The organism is Xanthocytophaga flava, from assembly GCF_030068545.1.
GTDB classification, from domain to species: domain Bacteria; phylum Bacteroidota; class Bacteroidia; order Cytophagales; family 172606-1; genus Xanthocytophaga; species Xanthocytophaga flava.
Window position 1 is genome coordinate 52,952 of record NZ_JASJOR010000031.1, and the last position, 20,391, is coordinate 73,342.

Genomic DNA, 20,391 nt, shown 5'->3' on the forward strand with positions numbered 1-20,391 from the left:
GATAGCGCTATATGCTGACTTATAAACTATACTCCTACTTTTCAACCAGATACGCTCAGGCTTTGTAAGTGGTAAGTTCCATAATGACAGGTTACATAATGACAGATTCCGATTCACTACTTGATTCCTACTTATAGTTAATCTCCTATGCTAATCTTCAATGCCGATCGGCTATACTAATCTAACCTTTTGATTCTTAAGTTACCTGCTAAGTATATTTAAGTATTAATACTTAGATAATGTAAACTAAAAAGTCAATGAAATTAATACAAAGTCTTTCTGAGCCTGTATTTAGATTAAAAGATATTTACGGAAGAATGATAGATCTGGAAGAGTATAAGGATAAAAAAGTATTTATTGGCTTTTTCCGACATGCCGGATGTCCGTTTTGTAATATTAGAGTTCATAAACTGTTGAAAGTAAGAGAAGAATTGCTCGAAAAATGTCTTGAAATGATTTTTTTCTTTGAATCGCCAGAAAATATCTTGTTACAAAGTATTTTCCACAAAGAAATCTCCCCAATCCCTTTGATTTCTGACCCTGAAAAAAGATGGTACAGTGCCTATGGACTCGAGCCTTCCACCTATAAAGCAACCATGAGTCATATTTCTTCTTTTGTACAAACAGCTTTTAAAGCCTCTTCTCTGGGTGTGCCATTACATGCGATGGCTGAAGGAGGGGCTTTTAATACAATGCCTGCTGAATTCCTTTTATCTGAAGGCCTCATTATTGAGCAGGTTCATTATTCTGAGCGTTTGAACGATCGAATGAGTGTTGAGAAGATAAGAGCTTTTGTTGAAAAAAACTAGTATCGCCAGGTCTTGCCTCTGTATAAAATATCCTCCCTCTGTATAGAATATCCTCCCATTCATCCTAGGCACACAGCACAGAAGATACATTGCTAGAAGATATGTTAATAGATGGAACTTATCCTTATTTTTATTCGTAAAATACTATCTTACTTATTTATCTATTAGTAAACAAAGTATAGTAATTCTGTTTCTTTGCAGACCTGTTTATCAAAAGATTTGAACAAGTTATAGTTTTATTGGTTGAATGCTAAGTGAATGGCTATCAGTATGGGGTAAACATACTGGTAAAATGGATAAGGCAGCATGATAAGATAGTATGATAGGGCAACAAACAGGCAGGGAAGTTTAGCAATAAAGAGCACGATTTTTTATTATTGCCCGGTTTATTTCTTCAGAACAGGGTTGCCGGATGCTTTAATAGTATCTTATCCTATTCTTATCTGAATTATGGTCTGAGATCTGTGGTCTGAGATCAAACTGCATTCAAGGAAACCTTATTCTACCATTTTATAACTACATGTGATGAACAAAGATAAAATGATCGAAGATAAGATGATGTATTCCGAGTACCAAAACGAATTATTAATTTCACAGCTTTTTGATAATCAGCCTGATTCAGTAGTCTGGTTTATACCTGTTTTTTCGGGGTTGAATGGAAATAAGCAGGATCAGCCTGGTATGCTTTCTACTTCTTCCCATGCGGACCTAAATAGCACTCAGAATAGTGATCCGCAACCTAAGCCTTTTCCTAATCAGACTGTTCACCAGTTCAACATATCCATTGACAGCACAGACTCAGCTGGTGTAACAAATATACTTGTAGGAAACGATTTACGTATAATAACTGATTTTCAGGTAGCCTATTGCAATGCTGCCGCCTGTCGCATTCTGAATGCAAACAGGGAGCAGGTATTGCATTCTTCTGTATTGGAAACACCATTAATGGACACCGTTTCCCGAAGTCGTATTTTTGAACAGTGTTTGCAAGTATGGAATAGTGGAGAGCATAGTGAGTTTACCTATCACAGTCCTTTGTTGGACCGGCATTTTAATGTACAGCGAAGTAAGGTTAATAATGGCGTTTTAAGCATTACCCGTGACCGTACCGAACTGGTAAAAGCTCAGATGGAAAAAGAACAGCAGGCAGAGCTTTTGAATAATCTGATGGCACATTCTCCTTATGGAGCTGCTCTTTATGAATCAGTCCGGGATACAAAAGGAGAAATAGTTGATTTTAGAATGAAGATCGGTAATGCTCCGAAATTACAGGGTTTACATTAGAAGAACTTTATACCTATTCAGTCAGAGAATTAATTGAATTGCGTCAGGGTACTTCTCATTTTTTTGACATTTGCTGTCAGGTTGTCGAGCAGGGAAAAAACCAATACCTGGAATATTATTCTATCCATCTGAAAAAGTGGATAGCCTATTCTTTTGTTAAATTTGCAGATGGATATCTACTCAATTATATTGACATTTCCCAAACCAAGTTACAAGAGCAAATCAACCAGCAGCAGACTCTGTTGCTCGATAGTATATTGGATGCCTCTCAAAATGGCATCTTTGCCTATCATGCCGTAAAGAATACTGAAGGTGAAGTGGTTGACTTTGAAATTATCAAAGTTAATAAATCCTTTAGCCGTATATTAGGTATCAGTCAGCAAGCAGCAGAAGGCAAAAAATACTCAACAGTTTTTCCTGGTATTCTTGATTCAGAACTCTTCCAGATTAACTGCCAGGTGCTTGAAAGTGGTAAAGCTGCCCAAACGGAATTTTACTACAAAAGAGACGCTTTTCAGGGATGGTTTCATCTTTCCATTGCTCCGTTAGGCGAAAACGGGTTGGTTCAGACTTTTATTGATATTACCGAAAGCAGGCGTGACAAGCTCTCACTTGAAGCCTCAGCCGTTCAGTTGCAAACTGTCATTGATAGCACCCAAACCGGCATCTTTCTAGCCAAGCCGGTTTGGAGTCAGGAAGGAAATATTGAGATGGGAACAAATCAGGCAGGCACTATTATTGATTTCCGTTTTAAAACTGTCAATAAAGCACTTGCCAGCTATGCCTCCAGTCATATAAACCAACTTATAGGCAGGCTTCATGGAGAATGTTTTCCAGTGTATTTTAGCAATGGTGTATTTGAAAAGTATTGTCAGGTATGGCATACCGGAGAACCGATCCGTTTTGAACAGAATTATCTGACCGAAGAGTTCGATGTTTGGATGGATGTATCGACCAGGAAGCTCGATGAGGATTTGCTCGTTACCTTTCATGACTTTACTTCTGTCAAAAAGCTGCAGCAACAGCAGGAACACTTGCTAACGGATTTGAAAAATTCCAACGAAGATCTCTTGGAAGCCAATCAATTGCTGGCTCGTTCCAATAAAAATCTGGAGCAGTTTGCAGCGATTGCCAGCCATGATCTGCAAGAGCCCCTTCGAAAGGTGCAATCCTTTGGCAATCTGCTGCAAAGCCAGTATGGTGCTCAGTTAGGCGAAGGCATTCAATTCCTGCAACGCATGCAATCGGCAGCTAACCGGATGTCGATTCTGATCAGAGATCTACTTACCTTCTCAAAAATCTCGACTCAAAAAGACAGTTTCGAACCTGTTTCCTTAAATCAGGTGATCAATTCAGTTCTTGTTGAGCTGGAACTACGCATGGAAGAAACCAAAGCCCGTATTCTGGTGGACTCTTTACCCGTTATTGAGGGGGATGCTTCCCAGTTAGCACAATTGTTTCAGAATCTGCTTTCGAATGCACTCAAGTTTCACAACCCAAATGTAGCCCCTTTCATAGAAGTGAAGTATCAGCTGATTTCGGCTTCGAACTTACCTATTTTAGGTAGAATAAACCGCCATGGCAAACAAAACCCTCAACACTATCACCGGATTGAGGTGTCTGACAATGGAATTGGATTTGAGCCTGAGTATGCCGAACGGATCTTTCAGATGTTTCAGCGCTTACACAGTAAACAGGATTACAGCGGAACAGGAATTGGATTAGCTATCTGTGAGAAAGTAGTCACTAATCATGGCGGAACAATCATGGCAAGTAGTGAAGTAGGTAAGGGGGCTACATTTACTCTCTTTCTTCCCGCTTTCTAGCTTGTTTCCACATACTAACCTTTCCTTTTAGCTACCCAGGCCTCTTTAAATCTGCAAGTATTGACAAATTATTCTCCTGTTTTATGCAGACAGAAGACTGCATACTTTTACAAGTCTTATACTACCTATTAAATTTTTAAAATCCTTTATGAATTTAAATACAAACATGATTTATCCCGAATTTATGTCACCAAATTCAAGAGTGTTAATCAAATGTAGGATGTAGAGGAGTTGAAAAAGAAAGGCTAAGGCCATTCGGATTCGATATAGTGGTACAACTACCTATTTGTACCGCTTTCCTGTTCTGTGGGCTCCCCAACGCAATAATTGCTTTTAGATTAGCCTCCCTAAGCTTGCCCAAAGCTAAAATGCACACCTGAATTTGTTTGGAATATTCAATCTGCATGCCCTTACCCGGTAGCAGCAGTTTGGCTGATCGGAAGAAAAGTTGAAGTAGTTCAACGTAATTTATTAATTTATTTCATTTTTTGCCGCATGCTCCTGCCGTAGCTTTGCTAAGTCAACCTTCAATGTTGCATTTATAAACGAAGGTATTTTATTAAAAAACAACTCAAATACTAATAGTATGGAAAAGCATACGGCAGAAGCAAATAGCAAATCCACTCCCGAAGGGAGAGACTTGAGGATTCTGAATAGAACGCACGAACAGCCATTTGCTGAAAAAAAATACCTTGAGATTAATGGTTATCGAATGGCTTACATTGATGAGGGAAAAGGAGATCCCATCGTTTTTCAACATGGTAATCCAACCTCGTCCTATCTGTGGCGCAATATCCTGCCGCATGTAGATGGCCTTGGTCGATTAATTGCAGTTGACCTCATCGGTACTGGTGACTCCGACAAATTAAGTCCTTCGCTAGGAGAGCATCGGTACAATTTTGCTACCCAGAAAAAATTTCTGTTTGCTCTTTGGGAAGAGTTAGGTCTTGACCGCAACGTGATTCTGGTGCTTCATGACATAGGTTCTCAGCTTGGATTTCACTGGGCTCATCAGAATAAGCAACGGGTGCAGGGTATTGCCTACATGGAATCCATTGTAATGCCACTGCAAGCTTCGGATTTTTCGGAGCAGACTCTAGAGGCGTTCCACAATTTTACTCCCGACAAAGTTTTATGGGAGAACTTTATAGTGGAGCATTTCCTTTTCAGTGAAAGAAAATTTACTGCCATTGAGCATGCCTATTACGAAAAGCCGTTTCTAATTCCTGGGGAAGACCGCAGGGTACAGTTGGGTTCAGACATTCCTATGAATGGTAAGCCAGAATATACACAAGAAATTGTAGCTGATTATTCTGCCTGGCTGGCTAAGTCTACTATTGCTAAGCTCTACATTCAGGCAGAGCCAGGACTGTTCGGTCGCGGGCGGCTTGACGAGTTTTCAAGTAAGTGGCCAAATCAGCAACACCTAAAAGTTTCCGGGGGGCATTTCATCCAGGAAACCACCCCTGATGTGATTGGCAAAGCACTGGCCAGCTTTGTTCGCAGCTTGAGAGAATAGATGTTTGCTGAGTCTGGGGAAGACGTGTATTGCATAGCTGTATCGCAGTCATTTTAGGGGTAAGCTTGAGCGGTAGTACTGAAAAAGTTAATTTTGATCGTGGAGTTTTGCCTGATTTTAAGACAATCTGGGCCGAGGTATTTTCTATTAGTAGCGACTGCGTAGTCGCTACTAATAGAAACACTAATTATGCACCTTGCTTTTAACTCAGCCCTTTTTAAGTTTCTTGTTGCGGATTTTGCTTAAGAACTCGGTAGTAAATCCTAAGTAAGACGCAATGGCATACTGTGGAATGCGGTTTAACAAGGCCGGATAGCGCATAGCAAAGTCTTCATAGCGTTGCTCGGCCGATTGACTGATATTCGATAGTACCCGTTTCTGAATAGTGGCCACCTCGCACCGAGCTGTAATTCTGAAAAAGCGCTCGAATTTAGGTATGTTAGCGAGCAGTAACTGCTCACTTTGGTAGCTCAGTTGGATAATGACGGAGTTTTCCAGGGCTTGCACAAAAAAGGTGGCAGGCTCCTGAAAAATGTAGCTGTTGCAGTCATTAATCCACCACCCTTCGATTGCCAGCGCAATGGTATGTTCAATGCCTTTGTTATCCACTAGGTAGGACCGCAGGGCTCCCTCTCTGACATAATTCATATGCTGGCAAACAAAGTTTGGTTGCACGATGAACTGCCGCTTCTTTACTTTGGTAAGAACTAACAGTGAGAGAAAATAGGCTTCTTCTTCTTTGGTGAGTTCGATAAAAGTTTTGATATAATCAAGTAATGGCTGGAAATCACTCATGTGTGGATGCAGGAAATTTTGAAAGGCTGCTTTAACGTAGCTTCAAGTTAATAGAAGCCTTTAACGAAAAAAAACAAAATAACCATTTTGACAAACGAACATTGTATTAATGAGTCGAAAAATTACCCTCTAAAGTTTACTAAAACCGAAGAAGGTTCCATTATTCAAGTTCTCATACACAATAAGGATGTATGAAAAAAGGTTACTGATTATAAACCATAATCAGTAACCTTATCTATCTAAATTGGCTTATTAACAAGGTTCTACCATGGACATTTCAACTGGGGATATTCAAACGGATACGCCCAGTTGTATTACAACTCTGTTTTATCAAACTACTGATATATTTTGAATATATAAAAAAAAATGAAATGTATGTGCTAAAAAAATAGCAGAAGGTCATTAATTGCGCGAAAGCTTAGTTATTTGGATTTCCTCTTTTTCACTTTTTGGAAGATAGGCTTCTGCCCCGGTTTTAAAGCAGTCTTTTTCCTGTATGGCCAGCTCCAACACCTCTATCTTATCAATATCAAATGAATTGAGCAATCTTTTGAGCTGAGTTTTGGGCTGTCCCTGAAAGATTTTAACATTGTTAATGTTATCGCTTAAACGCATTTCATTATCACGGTAATTATAGTAGGTAAGATACCGTCCATTCACTTTGAAAAAATAGGTATACCTATTCATGGCTTTGTTTTTATAGTTTTAGTTTGTTTATTTATTGTTATAGTATTTTATGAATTAGTGATCCGCAAGTTGTTTTTTATCTTGCTTTTACCTTGGCTGTTTTATGTCAGACAATCGCCCAAAATAGTAAGCTTGTTACAAATTCTATTAGGTAGATAGTCAAATCACTGTAGATTACATACTCTATACATTAACACTTTTTGAGTGCTTCTGGTTTTACAAAATATTCTTTTTTAGTGAATCTATTCTAACCAATCTATCGGATCAAAACCTATCTTCAGGTCCCTGGTCAGGCCTTTTCCAATTGTTTTTCTTCATCAGTACACGTTGACAGTTCTTTAGCTTAAGTTTATCAAGTATAGGTTCATCATCTAAGCAAGTGTAAGCAAAGCAACACTTTTGGTAGTATGGCATTCAGGATCTGAGCCAAAGTGGAAGAGGCAGAGCTAGTAGGTACAAATCACATATAACGGATTTGTACCTACTGACTATTCATCTAGTGACTGGTCGAAGTTAAGTATATGAAAATATTCTTTTTGGTACAGGTACAGGGTAGATGAGCTCAAACTGGTAGATGAGATCAAACTGGTAGATGAGATCAAACTGAACCTTGTTGTATGTGTAAATGAGCTGGTTGTCTAACCTTAATTAATCGTGTGGTATTGTGCTATGGATTCGGCCTGTAATAAAGCAACCAATGCTATTCATACTTCATTGGGAAGGAACTGTATCTGGAAGCAACTGTAAGATTTTCTAAAATCAAGATAGTAACGGATTAGACTCAAAAAGAGCTGACCCTTACCGAATACTATTCCTATGATACTATTTCTACAAAACCAGATTCTGTTTACCAGCTCATAGCTAAAGGTATTACCTTATGAATCTTCATTGGGTAGACAACTTAATCTGTTGATCTAATTACATTCATTATTCCATTTCGGATCCAACGGGTCCCATAAATTTTTAGACCCTTGGAGGATGACAATTCTGTATATGTGATGGCAATCCTGTCTGTAATTGGATTGAATAGCAGATTGTCTCTTAACGATTCGCACGTTTATCTATTCACACTGATCCAGTTATCGGCCTCGCTTTCTACTTCTTCAGCTGATACTGCCACCACTGTATAGAAAAACAAACCTTCTGCGGAATTTTTATCCATAAAATGAGTTTGGGAAAGGGGAAGCACGGCCAGCTTTTCGGGTTTACCACCTGATTGCTGTCGATAAACTGCATACTGGGCAGTTGCCCCGGCCGGCATAGCTGACCAGGAAAGCTGTACATTGTTATCAGGCTGGGCAAGAACGCGCAGTCCAACAGGCTGCAGGGGCTTTTTTGTTTCCAATGCCAAACGGACCGGAGCACTCCGCACATAATCGGATTCACGGCCAGTGACCAGTTCTACCTGATATTCATAGACTTTACCGGTTTGAAGTGTTTTATCCTCCCATTGGTTTTGAATAACTGGCAATGCCTGTGCATTGAGCTTTTGCCAGCTTCCGTTGCTTTCTCGCTGATTGCTTTCTCTCCGATACAGATTGTAGCCCGTTACGCCACTTTCATTGGGATTGGCCCAGTATACGAGCGCTGTCTTATCAAAGTACTTAGCTTTAACACTTATCGGAGCTTTCAGTTTTGTTTGCCCATTGATAATGACATTGGTCATGGCCGAAAGCGGACTTTGGTTGTAAGAGGTGTTAATGGTACGAACGGCATAATAATACTGAGTGGATTGTGCAGTAACGGGCAGATGATCTATATATTCAGTCAGATCCGTAGTGTTCAAATTGGGAGTGTAAGGAATTTCGGGGGAGACCTGTTTTAGGTCTTGTAGCGTTTTGCCACGAAACACAGCAAAACCACGGGTTTCGGCATCGGCCTTATGCCAGCTTAGCTTTACCTGATGATTTTCTACACTAGCTTGCAGACCATGCGGCGGCAGCGGAATCCGTTTGGGATTGGTTTTCAGAATGCCATGCACCCGCGGACTGGCTGGTGCTTGTCCGTATACACCATTGACCACAAGCGTGTACCAGTAGCCCTCTACCGGTTTGACATTGGCATCAACAAATGTGGTGTCACTGGCTGAAACAGAACCAACAAAATGGTAGGTAGGTTGGTCGTAGTCCTGGCTACGGTAGATATTAATTACCTGCACTTTATCAGGGTTTTTTACTTGCCAGGAAAGCTCAATGGCGTTTTTCTCAATCCGGCTAGTGGCATTAATCTCATACACGGTTGGCGTCATGTTGCTGGTCAGGTTTAGTATTCGAACCGTGTCTGATGGTATGCCCGGATTGCCGTACATATCCAGTGGAACAGCCACATACTGATAAACCAGTTGCCTGCGTACTGACGGGTCTTCTATTGAAAGCACCACACTGTCTTTGACCTGACGGAAGTAAGCCACTTCACCTATCGGCTCAAAATTAGTTTGCATGTATACCTGCCGGTAAATAGCCAGGCCGGCGGGGGTGGGCCTGCCACGCCCCACCAGATACTGCAAGCTAATGGACTGCTCAAAAGGTTCGGCACGTAAAGTGCGCAGCTGGTAATCAACCGGCTTTTTTTGCGGGTAGGACACTGCTGTAGTTCTGCCTTCTTTGCTGGTAGCCCGCTCCCCAACAGGTTTCACCCGGTATTGATATACTATGCCCGCCCGAGCCGAAGTATCGTAATGCACCAGCCCCAGGGCCTGCAATACCAGTAGATTTTGTCCGTAAATGCCTAGCGAATCCATCGTTCTGGCCCGTCTGGCTACTTGCCACAGGTAGCCGCCATTGAGTGGCTCCCTAAAGTTATATACCCGATTGAGCGCACCTACCCGCATTAGTTTCTGAAAAAAAGCAACCGAATCGGTTTCAGTTTGGGTAATAGCCAGGGGCTTCCAGTTGGTACGACCCTCTTCGGTGCGTTCGATCTGGTAGCTAAAGCCACGCGGTACCTGGCTTCCACAGTAGATCACAATCCCATGTGGTGCAGCTGCCGCCATGGGGTTTTGGGCATACATATAGGTGCTTATCCATAAAAAAACAATAATGTGATAGAGAGTTTTCATGATCGTTTTGTACTAATTCAGATTGTACTAATTCAAAAGAATATTGTTTTTAGAAATACCCGGATCGAAAATCTTGGATCTTTTACAAGGTTAGAGCTTCTACTGGCTGCTTACTTCTTGTTTTGTATTAGCTCACAGTTTCCTGTCGCGTCTTTTTTCTCTAAGGCAAAATCCACTGAGGGCTTTCCGTTGGCTATTTCCATGATAGCATACACATTCACTGTCTTATCAAAGGAAAAAAGAGAGCCTTCACACGAAATACCTTCACTCAGTGAAGGAACCGGAATCTTTTGTACCAGTTTCCCCTCCAGGTTTATGGTTGACAATACACTGGCATTGAGCGCTCCCAGACCCTGGTCCAAATTGATCAAAGCAATCTTAGCCAATAAATTTACCTCACCCTTAAAATCAAGGGTAGTACAGGTGATCGAACTCATCTCCAGAAATCCCTTTCCAAATGCCCCCGCCATAAGTTGAAACTGGGGTTGGTCATCTAAAGCCGTGAAGTTGAGCAGTAACGAAGCATCGGCTCCTACCTGATAGCCGAACCGCACTGCTACCGGACCTAGCGCAAAACCGTTCTGGGAAGGCTTGATAATATCTTTTCGCCCGCATAAATAGATTCCTGCCAGATCAGTCGTAGGAGTACAAAAACCGCCTTTGTGGTAATTGAACTGCTCGGTTTTGGCAACTACATTTGCAGGGACTGCCCCATGCACTCCGATCAAGATACCTGCTTTCAATGGACTCAGAATGGGTACCGGTAAGGAAATATCCCCATTGACCATGACATAAAACCCGGGTTTTTCCAGCATCATCTCGGCGCTGCCTGTAAATCCGGCTGGTCCCAGTTTCAGATTCTTTACTTCAAGGGTTCCCATCATTCGTGGCTTTGTGTAGTCAAACACCAGATTCATATTGCCCAAAGGTGTTGTGATCGAGGTCAGCTTTACCGCTCCGCCTTCGCATTTGATATCCCCATACACAGTAAAAGGCAAGGGTTGATTTTGTATTTCTTGTAGCTTTCCTTGGGTACCTACTCCTATAAACCGAAGATAATCCCAGTCACTGGCCACAACCGATGCCTTTCCGGAACGGATTTCCAGATCCGGATTACCCGCCGATGCGATATTTTTTTCCTGCGTGATTTCAATAATTCCTTGGGCGTTTTTACGCAAAATGACTGGCAGGATTAAGCCTTCTTTTTCTTCACTGGCTGTTCCATGGATGCGTAGCGAGTCCGGCATGAGTTGCAGGGCACCAGTTGCTTTGAACACCACATTTCCTTTGCCCAGGTTAAAGGTTAGCTTCTCTTGATCGAGTTGCAGTTCGCGGGCGGGTTTGCTTCCAGAAGATTTAGAATACCGGAAAGCGCCTTCCATATCGCCTAATCGCGGAATGCCCATTTGATAGGTCCCCATGACGGTAAAATCAGTGGCCGAGGACATAAAGCCATTGGGCTGAAAGGGCAGAATATTATCTACCAGCACCTTGGGGGTGTTGGGCACCAGTTCAATCAGGCTGTTCGTCTGGTTACTGCTAATCAGGGTAATGGCCTGGAAGTTCAGGTTCTCTTTGCCAAAACCCAAAAGATCCCCTTTGATGGAAGCTACCGGCTCGGCTGATTTGGAAACAAACTTGAGCACATAGTGGGCTTTCAGGTCGGCTCCGGTTTTGGAGTCAATGCCAAATACAGTCTCAGTCTTTGCCGGGTCCAGAGTCAGCTCGACAGCACCGGCCACCTTCATGTGAGTAAAGTTAACTTTGTCAATAAAGAGTGTAGCCAAACTCTTATCATTCCGCAAACGGAAAGTCTGGAAATTGAGGTTGGCAAAGTTGGTCTTGAGCAGGTTATTTGTCAGTTTATTACTATAAAAACCACCCTCTTCTCCCGAGAAAATCCAGTCTCTGATTTCCAGCCGCCAATCTTCCAGATTCACAATCAGCGGTTTGCCAGGCTGCGCTTTCACTTCACTGATGCCTTTTTCGTTGATTGTTACCGCCGGAATTTCAAATGAGAGCAGCTTTCCATCCAGTGTGGATACATTAGTAGCTGTTACTATCGGTTTTTGCAGGACAATGGCCTGGTTTTGATAACGTGTATCTTCAGGCAGCGATTTGCCTGCGAATTCAAGTAATTTGAAACGAATCGGATTACCTGACTGGTCACCAAAATGGTAATCAGTAGAAAAATCAGCCGTTGCGTTTTGGTCATACATCTTTTCGGTCGTAGGCATGAATTGCAGGTTGCTTTGCCATTGGCTTTTTTCTTTTAAAGCAATGCCCAATTCCTGGACAGGCTTTTGTTGACTGCTTTCCTGTTGAATAGTTTCCAGCTTTTGTTCTAAACCTTTATGATTGCCTTCTTTTTGGCTGTTGCCTGTTTGTTCAATGATATAGAACTGGTCGTTGCCAAACTTGAAATAACTCCCCGGCAAATCAAAAGAGTTGTTAACCAGTTGCACCCGGGAAGACAAATACCCCGCATAGTCCACGCCCTGTTTGTGACCGATCACCGGAGCCTGAACGTCCATGATCCCACTGACTTTGAGGGTGTATTTGCCGTCGAGCAGAAATTGAGGATTGGCTCCAAGTTTGAAGCTCAGCGGAACAGGCACCGCATAAGGCACACCGCTTGCGTCTTTCTTTGTTCCAGCCCGTATGGACAGGTTGGTAAACGGAATGCGAGCCGTTTCATCCAGAGCCTTAAGGTGTGAACCGAACTGCCCGCCCAGGCTGGCCATGTCCAATATGCCACTGATAACGTAAATGCCATTGGCTTCTGCATACGACTCCACCTTTATGGGATAGCCCACCAGGCGCGCCAGATTAAAGGGTGTGGGTTTCAGTGTAAAGTTGACTACCGACTTGCTTGCGGGTACGTTTACACTTTCTCCTGCCACGTTTGGATAATCCCCGGGAGGGGTGGCAATCAGTTTGAGTGATTTAAGGCCTGGCTCAATGCCCCTGAGTACGTATTTACCCTGTGCATCAGAAAAAGTATATGCCACCGACTTGCCTGATCCGTCGTCAAAAGTCACTCTGGCATTGGCCAGTGGTTGGTTTTTCAACATAACCGTCCCATTTATTTTTTTACCTTCCTTCACTTTCAGAATAACATCCACCCATTCCTTGCTTTCGGCATTGACTATGATCGTATCGAGTACGCACACATTCGAACTCTGAGGCGGGCTATACTTAACTTTGAAATTGTCTTCGGCAATATTAAAAAAGCCGTGTGTAACAGCTGACCCATTCCAGGGCAATGCCTGGTCGAGTAGCTGAATCAAGCCTCCTTTCGGAACCACTCCGTTTTTTTGATCTGCCGTAGTGACAATAAAGCGCATTCGGTGCAGGCGTTTTTTCAATACGATGGGCGGGAGGCTATTGGTGTCTTTTTTCAGTTTAGACACTACTATCTTCTCAGGAAAATAGCGCAAATCATTGGCGACAACAAGTAGGGTATCTGTTCCTGCCGAAGGCACCAAAGCCTCTACCACTTGTGGACACTCAGCACCCAGCTCATCTTCAAACTCTTCAATCAGATACACATTTTTAGCTGGCATAACCTGGTCCGCAAGATTTGCACTGGGCGTGACTTTCGCATGTGTTGCATCTATTTTACTCAGATTCATTTGTCCTAAAGCATTCATTTGCCCTGAACTATAGAAAGCTTCTCCATTGCTCTGCTTTGGCTTATTATCGGCCTTATTACTCACCTTGTTGCTAGGCTTATTACCCGACAGAACACTCTCGGTTGGAGACAAGGACAGGTTGAAGTTTTTCTGATTTGAATTGCTGTTTGCTAAACCACTGATAGGTTTGAAACAGTTGGGCAAGTCGCGGGTTTCTTTGAGGGCTCCTATTGAAGCAACTTTATACAAAGCGGGTATGTTCTGGTTTTCTTCATTGATCACAATCGTTTTGACTACTGCATTGGGTACTGCCTGTAATGGAATGAAACGTTTATCGCCCAGGCCCATTTGCCCATACTGGATGGTAAGAATTCCATAGTGGTAATCGATCATAGCTTTTTTATCGGAGGCTTTGAGCGAATCCTGTTGTGGCTTTGACCACTCCAGTTTATATCCATACGTAGATAAGTCCACATACCAAAGCCACTCTTTGACATCGGTAGACAAATCGGAAAAAACAAAATAGCCGTCCTTATCTGTTTTCACGGGCTTGAGTGTGTTCACACCCAGACTCAGTAAGTTGACCTCTATCCCGGCAATGCCCTGGGTAGAATATTTGTTGACAATACGCCCGGCGATAACCGGCTTTTTTTTCTGTACGGTAATAATGCCGTTGTTTTTCAGTACCTCAGACAGCGAAACCTCTGAGCTAGTCGTATATGAGGCCAACTGGTTTTGGAGGCTATCGTTAAAATAGGCTTCAATGGTATATTCAGCTGGCAGCAGGTGCATTAGCTGTGTGGTTTCACCCGAAGTCTTTTCACGCAGAATCAGCTTGTTTTTATCATTGGGATCAGGGATTGCTTTGGAAGAAAGGCTCAGGGTCTCTTCCAGTTCGCCTTTGGGGTAATACACTTCGGTATACGGCGATTCGTCCCGGCGTTTAATGCGCAGCGCTGCTCCGGAAATGCCCGTTTGCGTTTTGTCACCCTGGGCAACCACTTTGATGGAAGCCGTAAAATCATTGACCACACTGGTAACCGTGCCTATGTCCTTACTCTCTAACGGATTGATGTTAATATCGTTTTCAACCGTCAGGTAATACGGCAGTTGCGGAACCAACCGGTAGGTAAAGGCTAGTTCTCCACTAATGCTGCCATCGTTTTCATCGAACCAGGCCCCTTCCCAGTTTTCCGGATCTGATTCCCAGTTTTCCGGATCTGCGGGACCACCCTTGCCTGTCTGCTTGGCTTTGAGGGCTTTCTGCTGTACATTTTGTTGCGCATTGGTTGTAGTCTGAACGGGTACGCTATTCAAATCAGTCACTGCGTTTTGTCCAATTGCCACTTGTTTGCTGTTAGCCCATGTTCCTACCTGCTGATACCCTTTTTGCTGGTCATAGCCTGGCATACTTACATAGGATGAACCTGAGAGGTAGCTTTCGTAAGGGTTCGGATTTACACGAGGGTCTATGTATTTTTCCTTGATACCCGTAGACTTGCCGTGCGTGGCCACTTCCTCACCGATGTATTCGTGAAGTATGGTTGCTGTTATCGTAATCGGAAAAGTCTTTACCGAGTCCCAGATGGCAAAGTTTTTCAGTTCAAAGTAGCCATTGGCATCGGTAGTGCCTTTGGCTACCACCTTACCGGCCGCCTGTATCACTTTGCTGTTAGCAATAGATGGATAGTTTTGTAAATTGAAACTGTAGCGGGTGTGGGTTCGCACTTTTCCAGACTCTTTAACAATTTCTCCCACAAACTGACTCTTGCCCGCATCCTTGGGTGAAAACACAATGGAACCAAAAGTTGTGTGTAATACCAGTGAGCCTTGTAAGGCAACTGGCACACTATGGCTTGGGCGGCTGGCGCCTACCCCATCCCGGTATCTATACAACAACCGGCCTTTCAGACTGGCTGTCGGCGGATTGGTCACTTCACAGGTCAGGGTTTTTCTGACCTGGTAATAGGTAGGCTTTACTTGTGTGGAAACAAAATCAGGGCCGGTTGTTTTGCCATTGGTTAGAAACCAGACTGCATCAAAGGGCAACTTTTCATCTTTCATCACTTTATTTTGGTTCATCACATCAATCACCCGTATATAGTAGTCATCGGTGGGCGTCTGCTGGCTAACCAACAGCCGTTTGAAGGTTACTAAGGCCTCGGCAATATTTTGCGAATTATTGATAATCTGAGTAGTCTCCGAGGCGACGGCGACACCCTTGAACCCCTCTTGCGGGCTTGCCGTTTTTATCGGTTTGCCGTCAGGCCCTATTGTGTACGAACCGGGCAGTACTTCGGTATGTAGCTGGCTCTGGGTCTGTTCAAGTAGTATCTGTGCTGCAGACAGTTTGTTATCTTTCAGTCCTTTCTGTCCTTCCATGGCAGGCAAGCCCTGACTATTGTTGGAACGGCGGTACAAAATAACCTCGAGCCCGCCGATGGCTTCTTTTACCTTTACCGGCCCTGTCGCTGTAGGGGCCACTGGTGCAAACTTTCCGTTTCCCATCGATGTGCTTCCCATGAGTGTGCTTCCTACCTGCTTGTAGCCTTTCTCCACCTTAAGAGTCAACTGGTAACTGTAGGGGGTAAGCGTAATCGTTCCGGCATCGAGCGTATCGCCCGCCAGTAAAAAAGTATCTTTCAACACTTCGAAATAGGATGCATTCACCTCTACCACATACTGCGGACGGATGACTAACTTTTCGGTAGTTTTGACATTCACCCCCGATAGTGGCATATATGGCATCTGCTGCACATCATTGAAGGTAAACGTCAGCTTTCCATCCGAGTCAGTATTGGCAGTAGCCAGTGTGGAAGAGTACTCTGCCGGATTGACCTGCTGAACGGGAATCATTCCTTTTATCACCTTCGCTCCTGTACTACCTTTACCGGCAGTGGTATCTACCACTGCGTAAAATTTGCGTAGCGTGGCACTACCCTGGTAGGGATAGGTTTCTGTGTCCGAGTCGTACCGATACACAAGCTGCATTGTCAGGGTGACATCCCATTTGTAAATGTCATCCGGAATGATTTTGTACAGAAATTTTACCTTGTCTGACTGGGCCACTTTTTTATTGGTAACCGTATCGGTTCCGGTAATGCGGACAGTATAAAACGATTCATTTTTTAGTACTGAAAGTGGCTTGGTAGCAGAGTAATAAAACAGGTTTTTACCTGTCTGGGAGAGTAAAATGTTACCCGTATTGGCATCGGCAATTTCCATTGTATACCGCAAATCTTTTTTGATCATCAGCATATCAGAACCCCGTCTGATTTTACTGGTCTTGGTCAGACCATTTTCCTGATAGGTAATCGTCTCGTAATATACCTGTGAGCTGTCAACTGTCACAAATTCACTGCCAGGAAACCAGAATATACCAAAAGGTTTTTGCTTATTAACTTCCATCACAGGTATTTTACCTGATGCCCACAGTGAATCACTGGGACTGATCAGCCGGATACGTGAGGCACTCATCATGGGTTGAGAAACGTTGCTCAGATAGGTAAATGTATGTACTTCACTTCGTCCACCATTGCGAAACACAGCCTTCTGCATGGGGTCTGTGGCTGTGACCCTATAAGCATACTTTCGTCCAGCCACCAGGGGTGGATCAGCCGGTCCATAGAGTAATGTGTTTGTTTGAACAGTGCGTTCAAAGAAAACCGGTACCGTTGCTGCCTGCAGGGCATTGTTTGGGTTCATCCCTGGCACTACTTCAACCAGTTGCAGGGTATATTCGGTTGTCGGAGGCGCCGAAGCGGGTACTGTCCAGGTAAATAGCAGGTTTTGAACAGGCAACACCGGCAATTCGGCATCTGCGACAGGAGTAATTAGAATAGGTGGCTCCAGATTGGTAACCGGAAAGGAATTACTACATGTTTCTTCGGACAGCTGCAGATTGGTTCGTACGGCATCTACTGCATACGCGCATACAGTATACAATCCTTCCGGAAGACCATCGTCAATCTGCGTACGACGATAATTAATGCCGGTAAAGGCTAGTTTTCTCGAATCAAACAAATCCTGAATCTCAGCAACAGTCAGTGGACGGCTCTCTAGCGGATTAAGGGTAATCACACCCGAAGCACCCCGGTCTTTGGCCACTACTTTGACATTGTTGTCCAGACCATTGATGCTCCCGACCAGGCGGAAACTTTGCTGCTGTCGACTCAGGTTGATCATCTGTACGATTACCTGCTGTGGATGATCAGCATAGTAACTGACCGATACCGGATAGGGAGGTGTCACGGTAAGGACCAGTTTAACCGGCAGTGTCTGGGCCAGTGTCGCATGGCCCGCCCAGCTCAAAAGTATAAAAGCCAGATAGCCGGGTAGATACGTTCGTAAAAAAGACAGCGTTTTCATGTGTTTCGTGTTCTGTATTTTTCCGGCACTGCCGGGTTTTGACTGTGAAAGAGATCCTATCTTCACAGATCCTATTTTCAGACATCTTATCTTCAATTAGTCAATTTTCAGCTACTCAGAGCTCAGCTACTCAGAAAGTGAAGTTATAACCTACATCACCACGAACCTCGGTAAAGGTGGGATAGCCACCTGCCTGCTGCGATTCTGCACTTCCCTGGTTCTGTATGTAATTGACAGTCAGGTTCAGGCTGTGTCGTTTGGTGGCCCGGTATGACCCTGACAGTCCGTTGGTATAAAGCATAGTCTGGGCGGTCCCTTGCAGATTCTGTAAAATTGAGCTATTTAGTCGCAGCGTAAGTTTGCTATGTAGCAAACTTTTGCCCACTCCTAAGGTAAGTCCCTGATTGCTCGAGGTGAGCATCGCTGTTTGAAGACGGGCATAGCTCAAGCCTGCCGACAGGTTAAATCCGGTAGCCTGAAAAGTGATCTGGTAATTGAAAAAGGCATTGGTCGAGTGCACATTTCTTTGTTGACTCAGCAGACTCAGATCGTTCAGCGTCATGTAGTTAACTGAAAGGGTAAATACATGATTTCGGGATGCACCCAGAATGAAATAGTGAGGCGTAAAGGAAAAATTCTGTGTAGTCTGGGCTACGCGCAGCGAATCGTTAAATTTAACGGCAATGGGTGTTTGGGAGGTGGCAAAGTTGCTGTAAGCCATCTCGATGCCAAACTGGCTGCTTAAGGCCAGCGAAGCATTGAGCGAGCCAATGACCCGGCGGGCCGTGGCTTGCTTTTGGCCCGAAAGATTGTCGCGCTGAATCCCCAGGCTGCCGTTGAACCGAATCTTTCCCTGCCAGAGCAAGGCCATTGGGTTGAGGGTGATGTTTTCCAGATCCTTCTGAAAAAAATATGCCCCCATCGACTGGTAGTTCGGATCAATGTGGCGGTATTGCAGGCTGAATCCGTATTTCTTTTGCCGGTAGCCAATCACCCCGCGAAGGGCTTTGTTATTTTCGGTGCTGGCATTGATGGTCATTAAAGCAGGAAGCCATGCAGGAATATGGGCAACAGTACTGTCTATGGCCATGCTGCTCCGGATATTTTTTGTGTAAATACTCACCGCCCCTTCGGCCTCCACAAAGAAATATTTTAACAACCCAACACGTCCTCCCAGGCTCATCACCAGATTTTCGGCGGGTGTAACAGGTACAACACCCAGTGTATCCTGACCTATGTTCTGATAATCCACACTGGCGGCGTTGTCTTTGGCTTTGATAAAACTAAACTCGACATGGGTGGTATCACTACCGTAGCCGATTTTTCCGGCAACGCCCCGGCGGTTAAAAGATACTGCCTGCAGATCGCCCAGGCTCTGATTGGCGACTACTGCCCGGTTCAGACGGCCATACATCAGGCCGATGTGCCATTTGCCGGGTCGCAGCTCAACCCCGCCACCCAACATAGTGTATCCATCCAGTGTAAAAGGAGAAAAGGACACGTTGCGGTAGCCGCCATGCAGAGTGATCCATTTGTAGGAAGGACTCAGGCCAAACTGATTGAACGGCTGGCGAAATGAACGTTCCTGCTCAGATACAATGAATGTAAACGGAATGGAAAACCCATACAGACTCAGTGTCGGTGACCCGGTAATCAGATACGAAAAAGGTTGGCGGCGATTTGCGATTCCCTCAGCATGGTAGAACCTTGTCCGCATGGTAATTCCTCCATGAAATGTGAGGGGTTTCTGCTGGCTCAGGGTAGTTAAATCCTGAGCCAGCAACGAATACCCCAGACAAGACAATAGCACACTCAGATAGCGTTTCATAGTAGGTCAGATAGCGTTTCGTAGCCGGACAACAATATAATAGCCGGTCAACAATACCTTAGATTTCACTATAGGTTACATCCAATTCGCCATTGGTCACACTGACCTCTTTCTTTTTCTGGGTGTTGTAGGTAGTATAGCTAAAGGTTCCTTTCATGGTTTTTCCATCAAAAAACGTGATGATTAACTGGCCGGTACGTCCGCTGTTGGTTGTGTAGAAAATCGGATCCTGTGAGTTGGTATTGTCAATATACGTTCCTGAATTTTTCCCATCGGCATCTCCCAGAGCATACGTACCCGTTTTCTTAGGAAATCCATATACGGTAATGGCCAGTAGGGTTGTGGTGCCTGTGCCGTATATATAGAGTTTGTTGTCTGTTTGGCTGAATATGGCACTGCCACCCGTCATCTGGTTAGGGCTGGGCGTGCCTTCAGTAAGAAAACTTTTCCCATCCACAGACGCTTTTACATAGACATTCTGATTGGGGTCGGGATTGTCCGATTCTTTTTTACAGGCACTGATCAAAACCAGCAATACAAGAGAGAAACAGGCTTTTTTTAGAAATAACAACATGGTTGAAA

At 43.9% G+C, this 20,391-nt stretch carries 10 protein-coding genes; 4 read left to right on the top strand and 6 right to left on the bottom strand.

Annotated elements, in window-relative coordinates; genetic code table 11:
• Nucleotides 1-257: 257 nt before the first annotated feature.
• The 4 genes from QNI15_RS31215 to QNI15_RS31230 all read left to right on the top strand — a co-directional run bounded on the left by QNI15_RS31215 (nucleotide 258) and on the right by QNI15_RS31230 (nucleotide 5,438).
• Complete coding sequence (locus QNI15_RS31215; RefSeq protein ID WP_313994792.1) at nucleotides 258-809, top strand: redoxin domain-containing protein; 552 nt, start codon at nucleotides 258-260, stop codon at nucleotides 807-809.
• Nucleotides 810-1,334: 525 nt separating this feature from the next.
• Complete coding sequence (locus tag QNI15_RS31220; RefSeq protein ID WP_313994795.1) at nucleotides 1,335-2,093, top strand: PAS domain-containing protein; 759 nt, start codon at nucleotides 1,335-1,337, stop codon at nucleotides 2,091-2,093.
• Nucleotides 2,094-2,131: 38 nt separating this feature from the next.
• Nucleotides 2,132-3,919, top strand: a complete 1,788-nt coding sequence (locus QNI15_RS31225) for a PAS domain-containing sensor histidine kinase (protein ID WP_314035620.1) — start codon at nucleotides 2,132-2,134, stop codon at nucleotides 3,917-3,919.
• 586 nt (nucleotides 3,920-4,505) lie between these two features.
• Nucleotides 4,506-5,438, top strand: a complete 933-nt coding sequence (locus tag QNI15_RS31230; RefSeq protein WP_314035622.1) for a haloalkane dehalogenase — start codon at nucleotides 4,506-4,508, stop codon at nucleotides 5,436-5,438.
• Nucleotides 5,439-5,645: 207 nt separating this feature from the next.
• Here QNI15_RS31230 and QNI15_RS31235 read toward each other — a convergent pair whose 3' ends face one another.
• The 6 genes from QNI15_RS31235 to QNI15_RS31260 form a co-directional block, all read right to left on the bottom strand.
• Nucleotides 5,646-6,233, bottom strand: a complete 588-nt coding sequence (locus QNI15_RS31235; RefSeq protein ID WP_313994807.1) for a Crp/Fnr family transcriptional regulator — start codon at nucleotides 6,231-6,233, stop codon at nucleotides 5,646-5,648.
• Between the two features lie 402 nt (nucleotides 6,234-6,635).
• Nucleotides 6,636-6,920, bottom strand: a complete 285-nt coding sequence (locus QNI15_RS31240; protein WP_313994809.1) for a hypothetical protein — start codon at nucleotides 6,918-6,920, stop codon at nucleotides 6,636-6,638.
• Between the two features lie 1,057 nt (nucleotides 6,921-7,977).
• Nucleotides 7,978-9,885 (bottom strand): hypothetical protein, encoded by a 1,908-nt coding sequence (locus QNI15_RS31245; protein ID WP_314035624.1) that lies wholly within the window; start codon nucleotides 9,883-9,885, stop codon nucleotides 7,978-7,980.
• 203 nt (nucleotides 9,886-10,088) lie between these two features.
• On the bottom strand, nucleotides 10,089-17,981 hold the full coding sequence (locus tag QNI15_RS31250) for a carboxypeptidase-like regulatory domain-containing protein (RefSeq protein WP_314035626.1): 7,893 nt from the start codon (nucleotides 17,979-17,981) through the stop codon (nucleotides 10,089-10,091).
• A gap of 130 nt (nucleotides 17,982-18,111) precedes the next feature.
• On the bottom strand, nucleotides 18,112-19,809 hold the full coding sequence (locus QNI15_RS31255) for a hypothetical protein (protein ID WP_314035628.1): 1,698 nt from the start codon (nucleotides 19,807-19,809) through the stop codon (nucleotides 18,112-18,114).
• Nucleotides 19,810-19,867: 58 nt separating this feature from the next.
• Nucleotides 19,868-20,383, bottom strand: coding sequence for a DUF6252 family protein (locus QNI15_RS31260; RefSeq protein WP_314035631.1), 516 nt, complete (start codon nucleotides 20,381-20,383; stop codon nucleotides 19,868-19,870).
• Between the last annotated feature and the right edge of the window lie 8 nt (nucleotides 20,384-20,391).

Coding starts and splice junctions, on each gene's coding strand:
- QNI15_RS31215 (WP_313994792.1), top strand. CDS start 258: ATGAAATTAATACAAAGTCTTTCTGAGCCTGTATTTAGATTAAAAGAT.
- QNI15_RS31220 (WP_313994795.1), top strand. CDS start 1,335: ATGAACAAAGATAAAATGATCGAAGATAAGATGATGTATTCCGAGTAC.
- QNI15_RS31230 (WP_314035622.1), top strand. CDS start 4,506: ATGGAAAAGCATACGGCAGAAGCAAATAGCAAATCCACTCCCGAAGGG.
- QNI15_RS31235 (WP_313994807.1), bottom strand. CDS start 6,233: ATGAGTGATTTCCAGCCATTACTTGATTATATCAAAACTTTTATCGAA.
- QNI15_RS31240 (WP_313994809.1), bottom strand. CDS start 6,920: ATGAATAGGTATACCTATTTTTTCAAAGTGAATGGACGGTATCTTACC.
- QNI15_RS31250 (WP_314035626.1), bottom strand. CDS start 17,981: ATGAAAACGCTGTCTTTTTTACGAACGTATCTACCCGGCTATCTGGCT.
- QNI15_RS31255 (WP_314035628.1), bottom strand. CDS start 19,809: ATGAAACGCTATCTGAGTGTGCTATTGTCTTGTCTGGGGTATTCGTTG.
- QNI15_RS31260 (WP_314035631.1), bottom strand. CDS start 20,383: ATGTTGTTATTTCTAAAAAAAGCCTGTTTCTCTCTTGTATTGCTGGTT.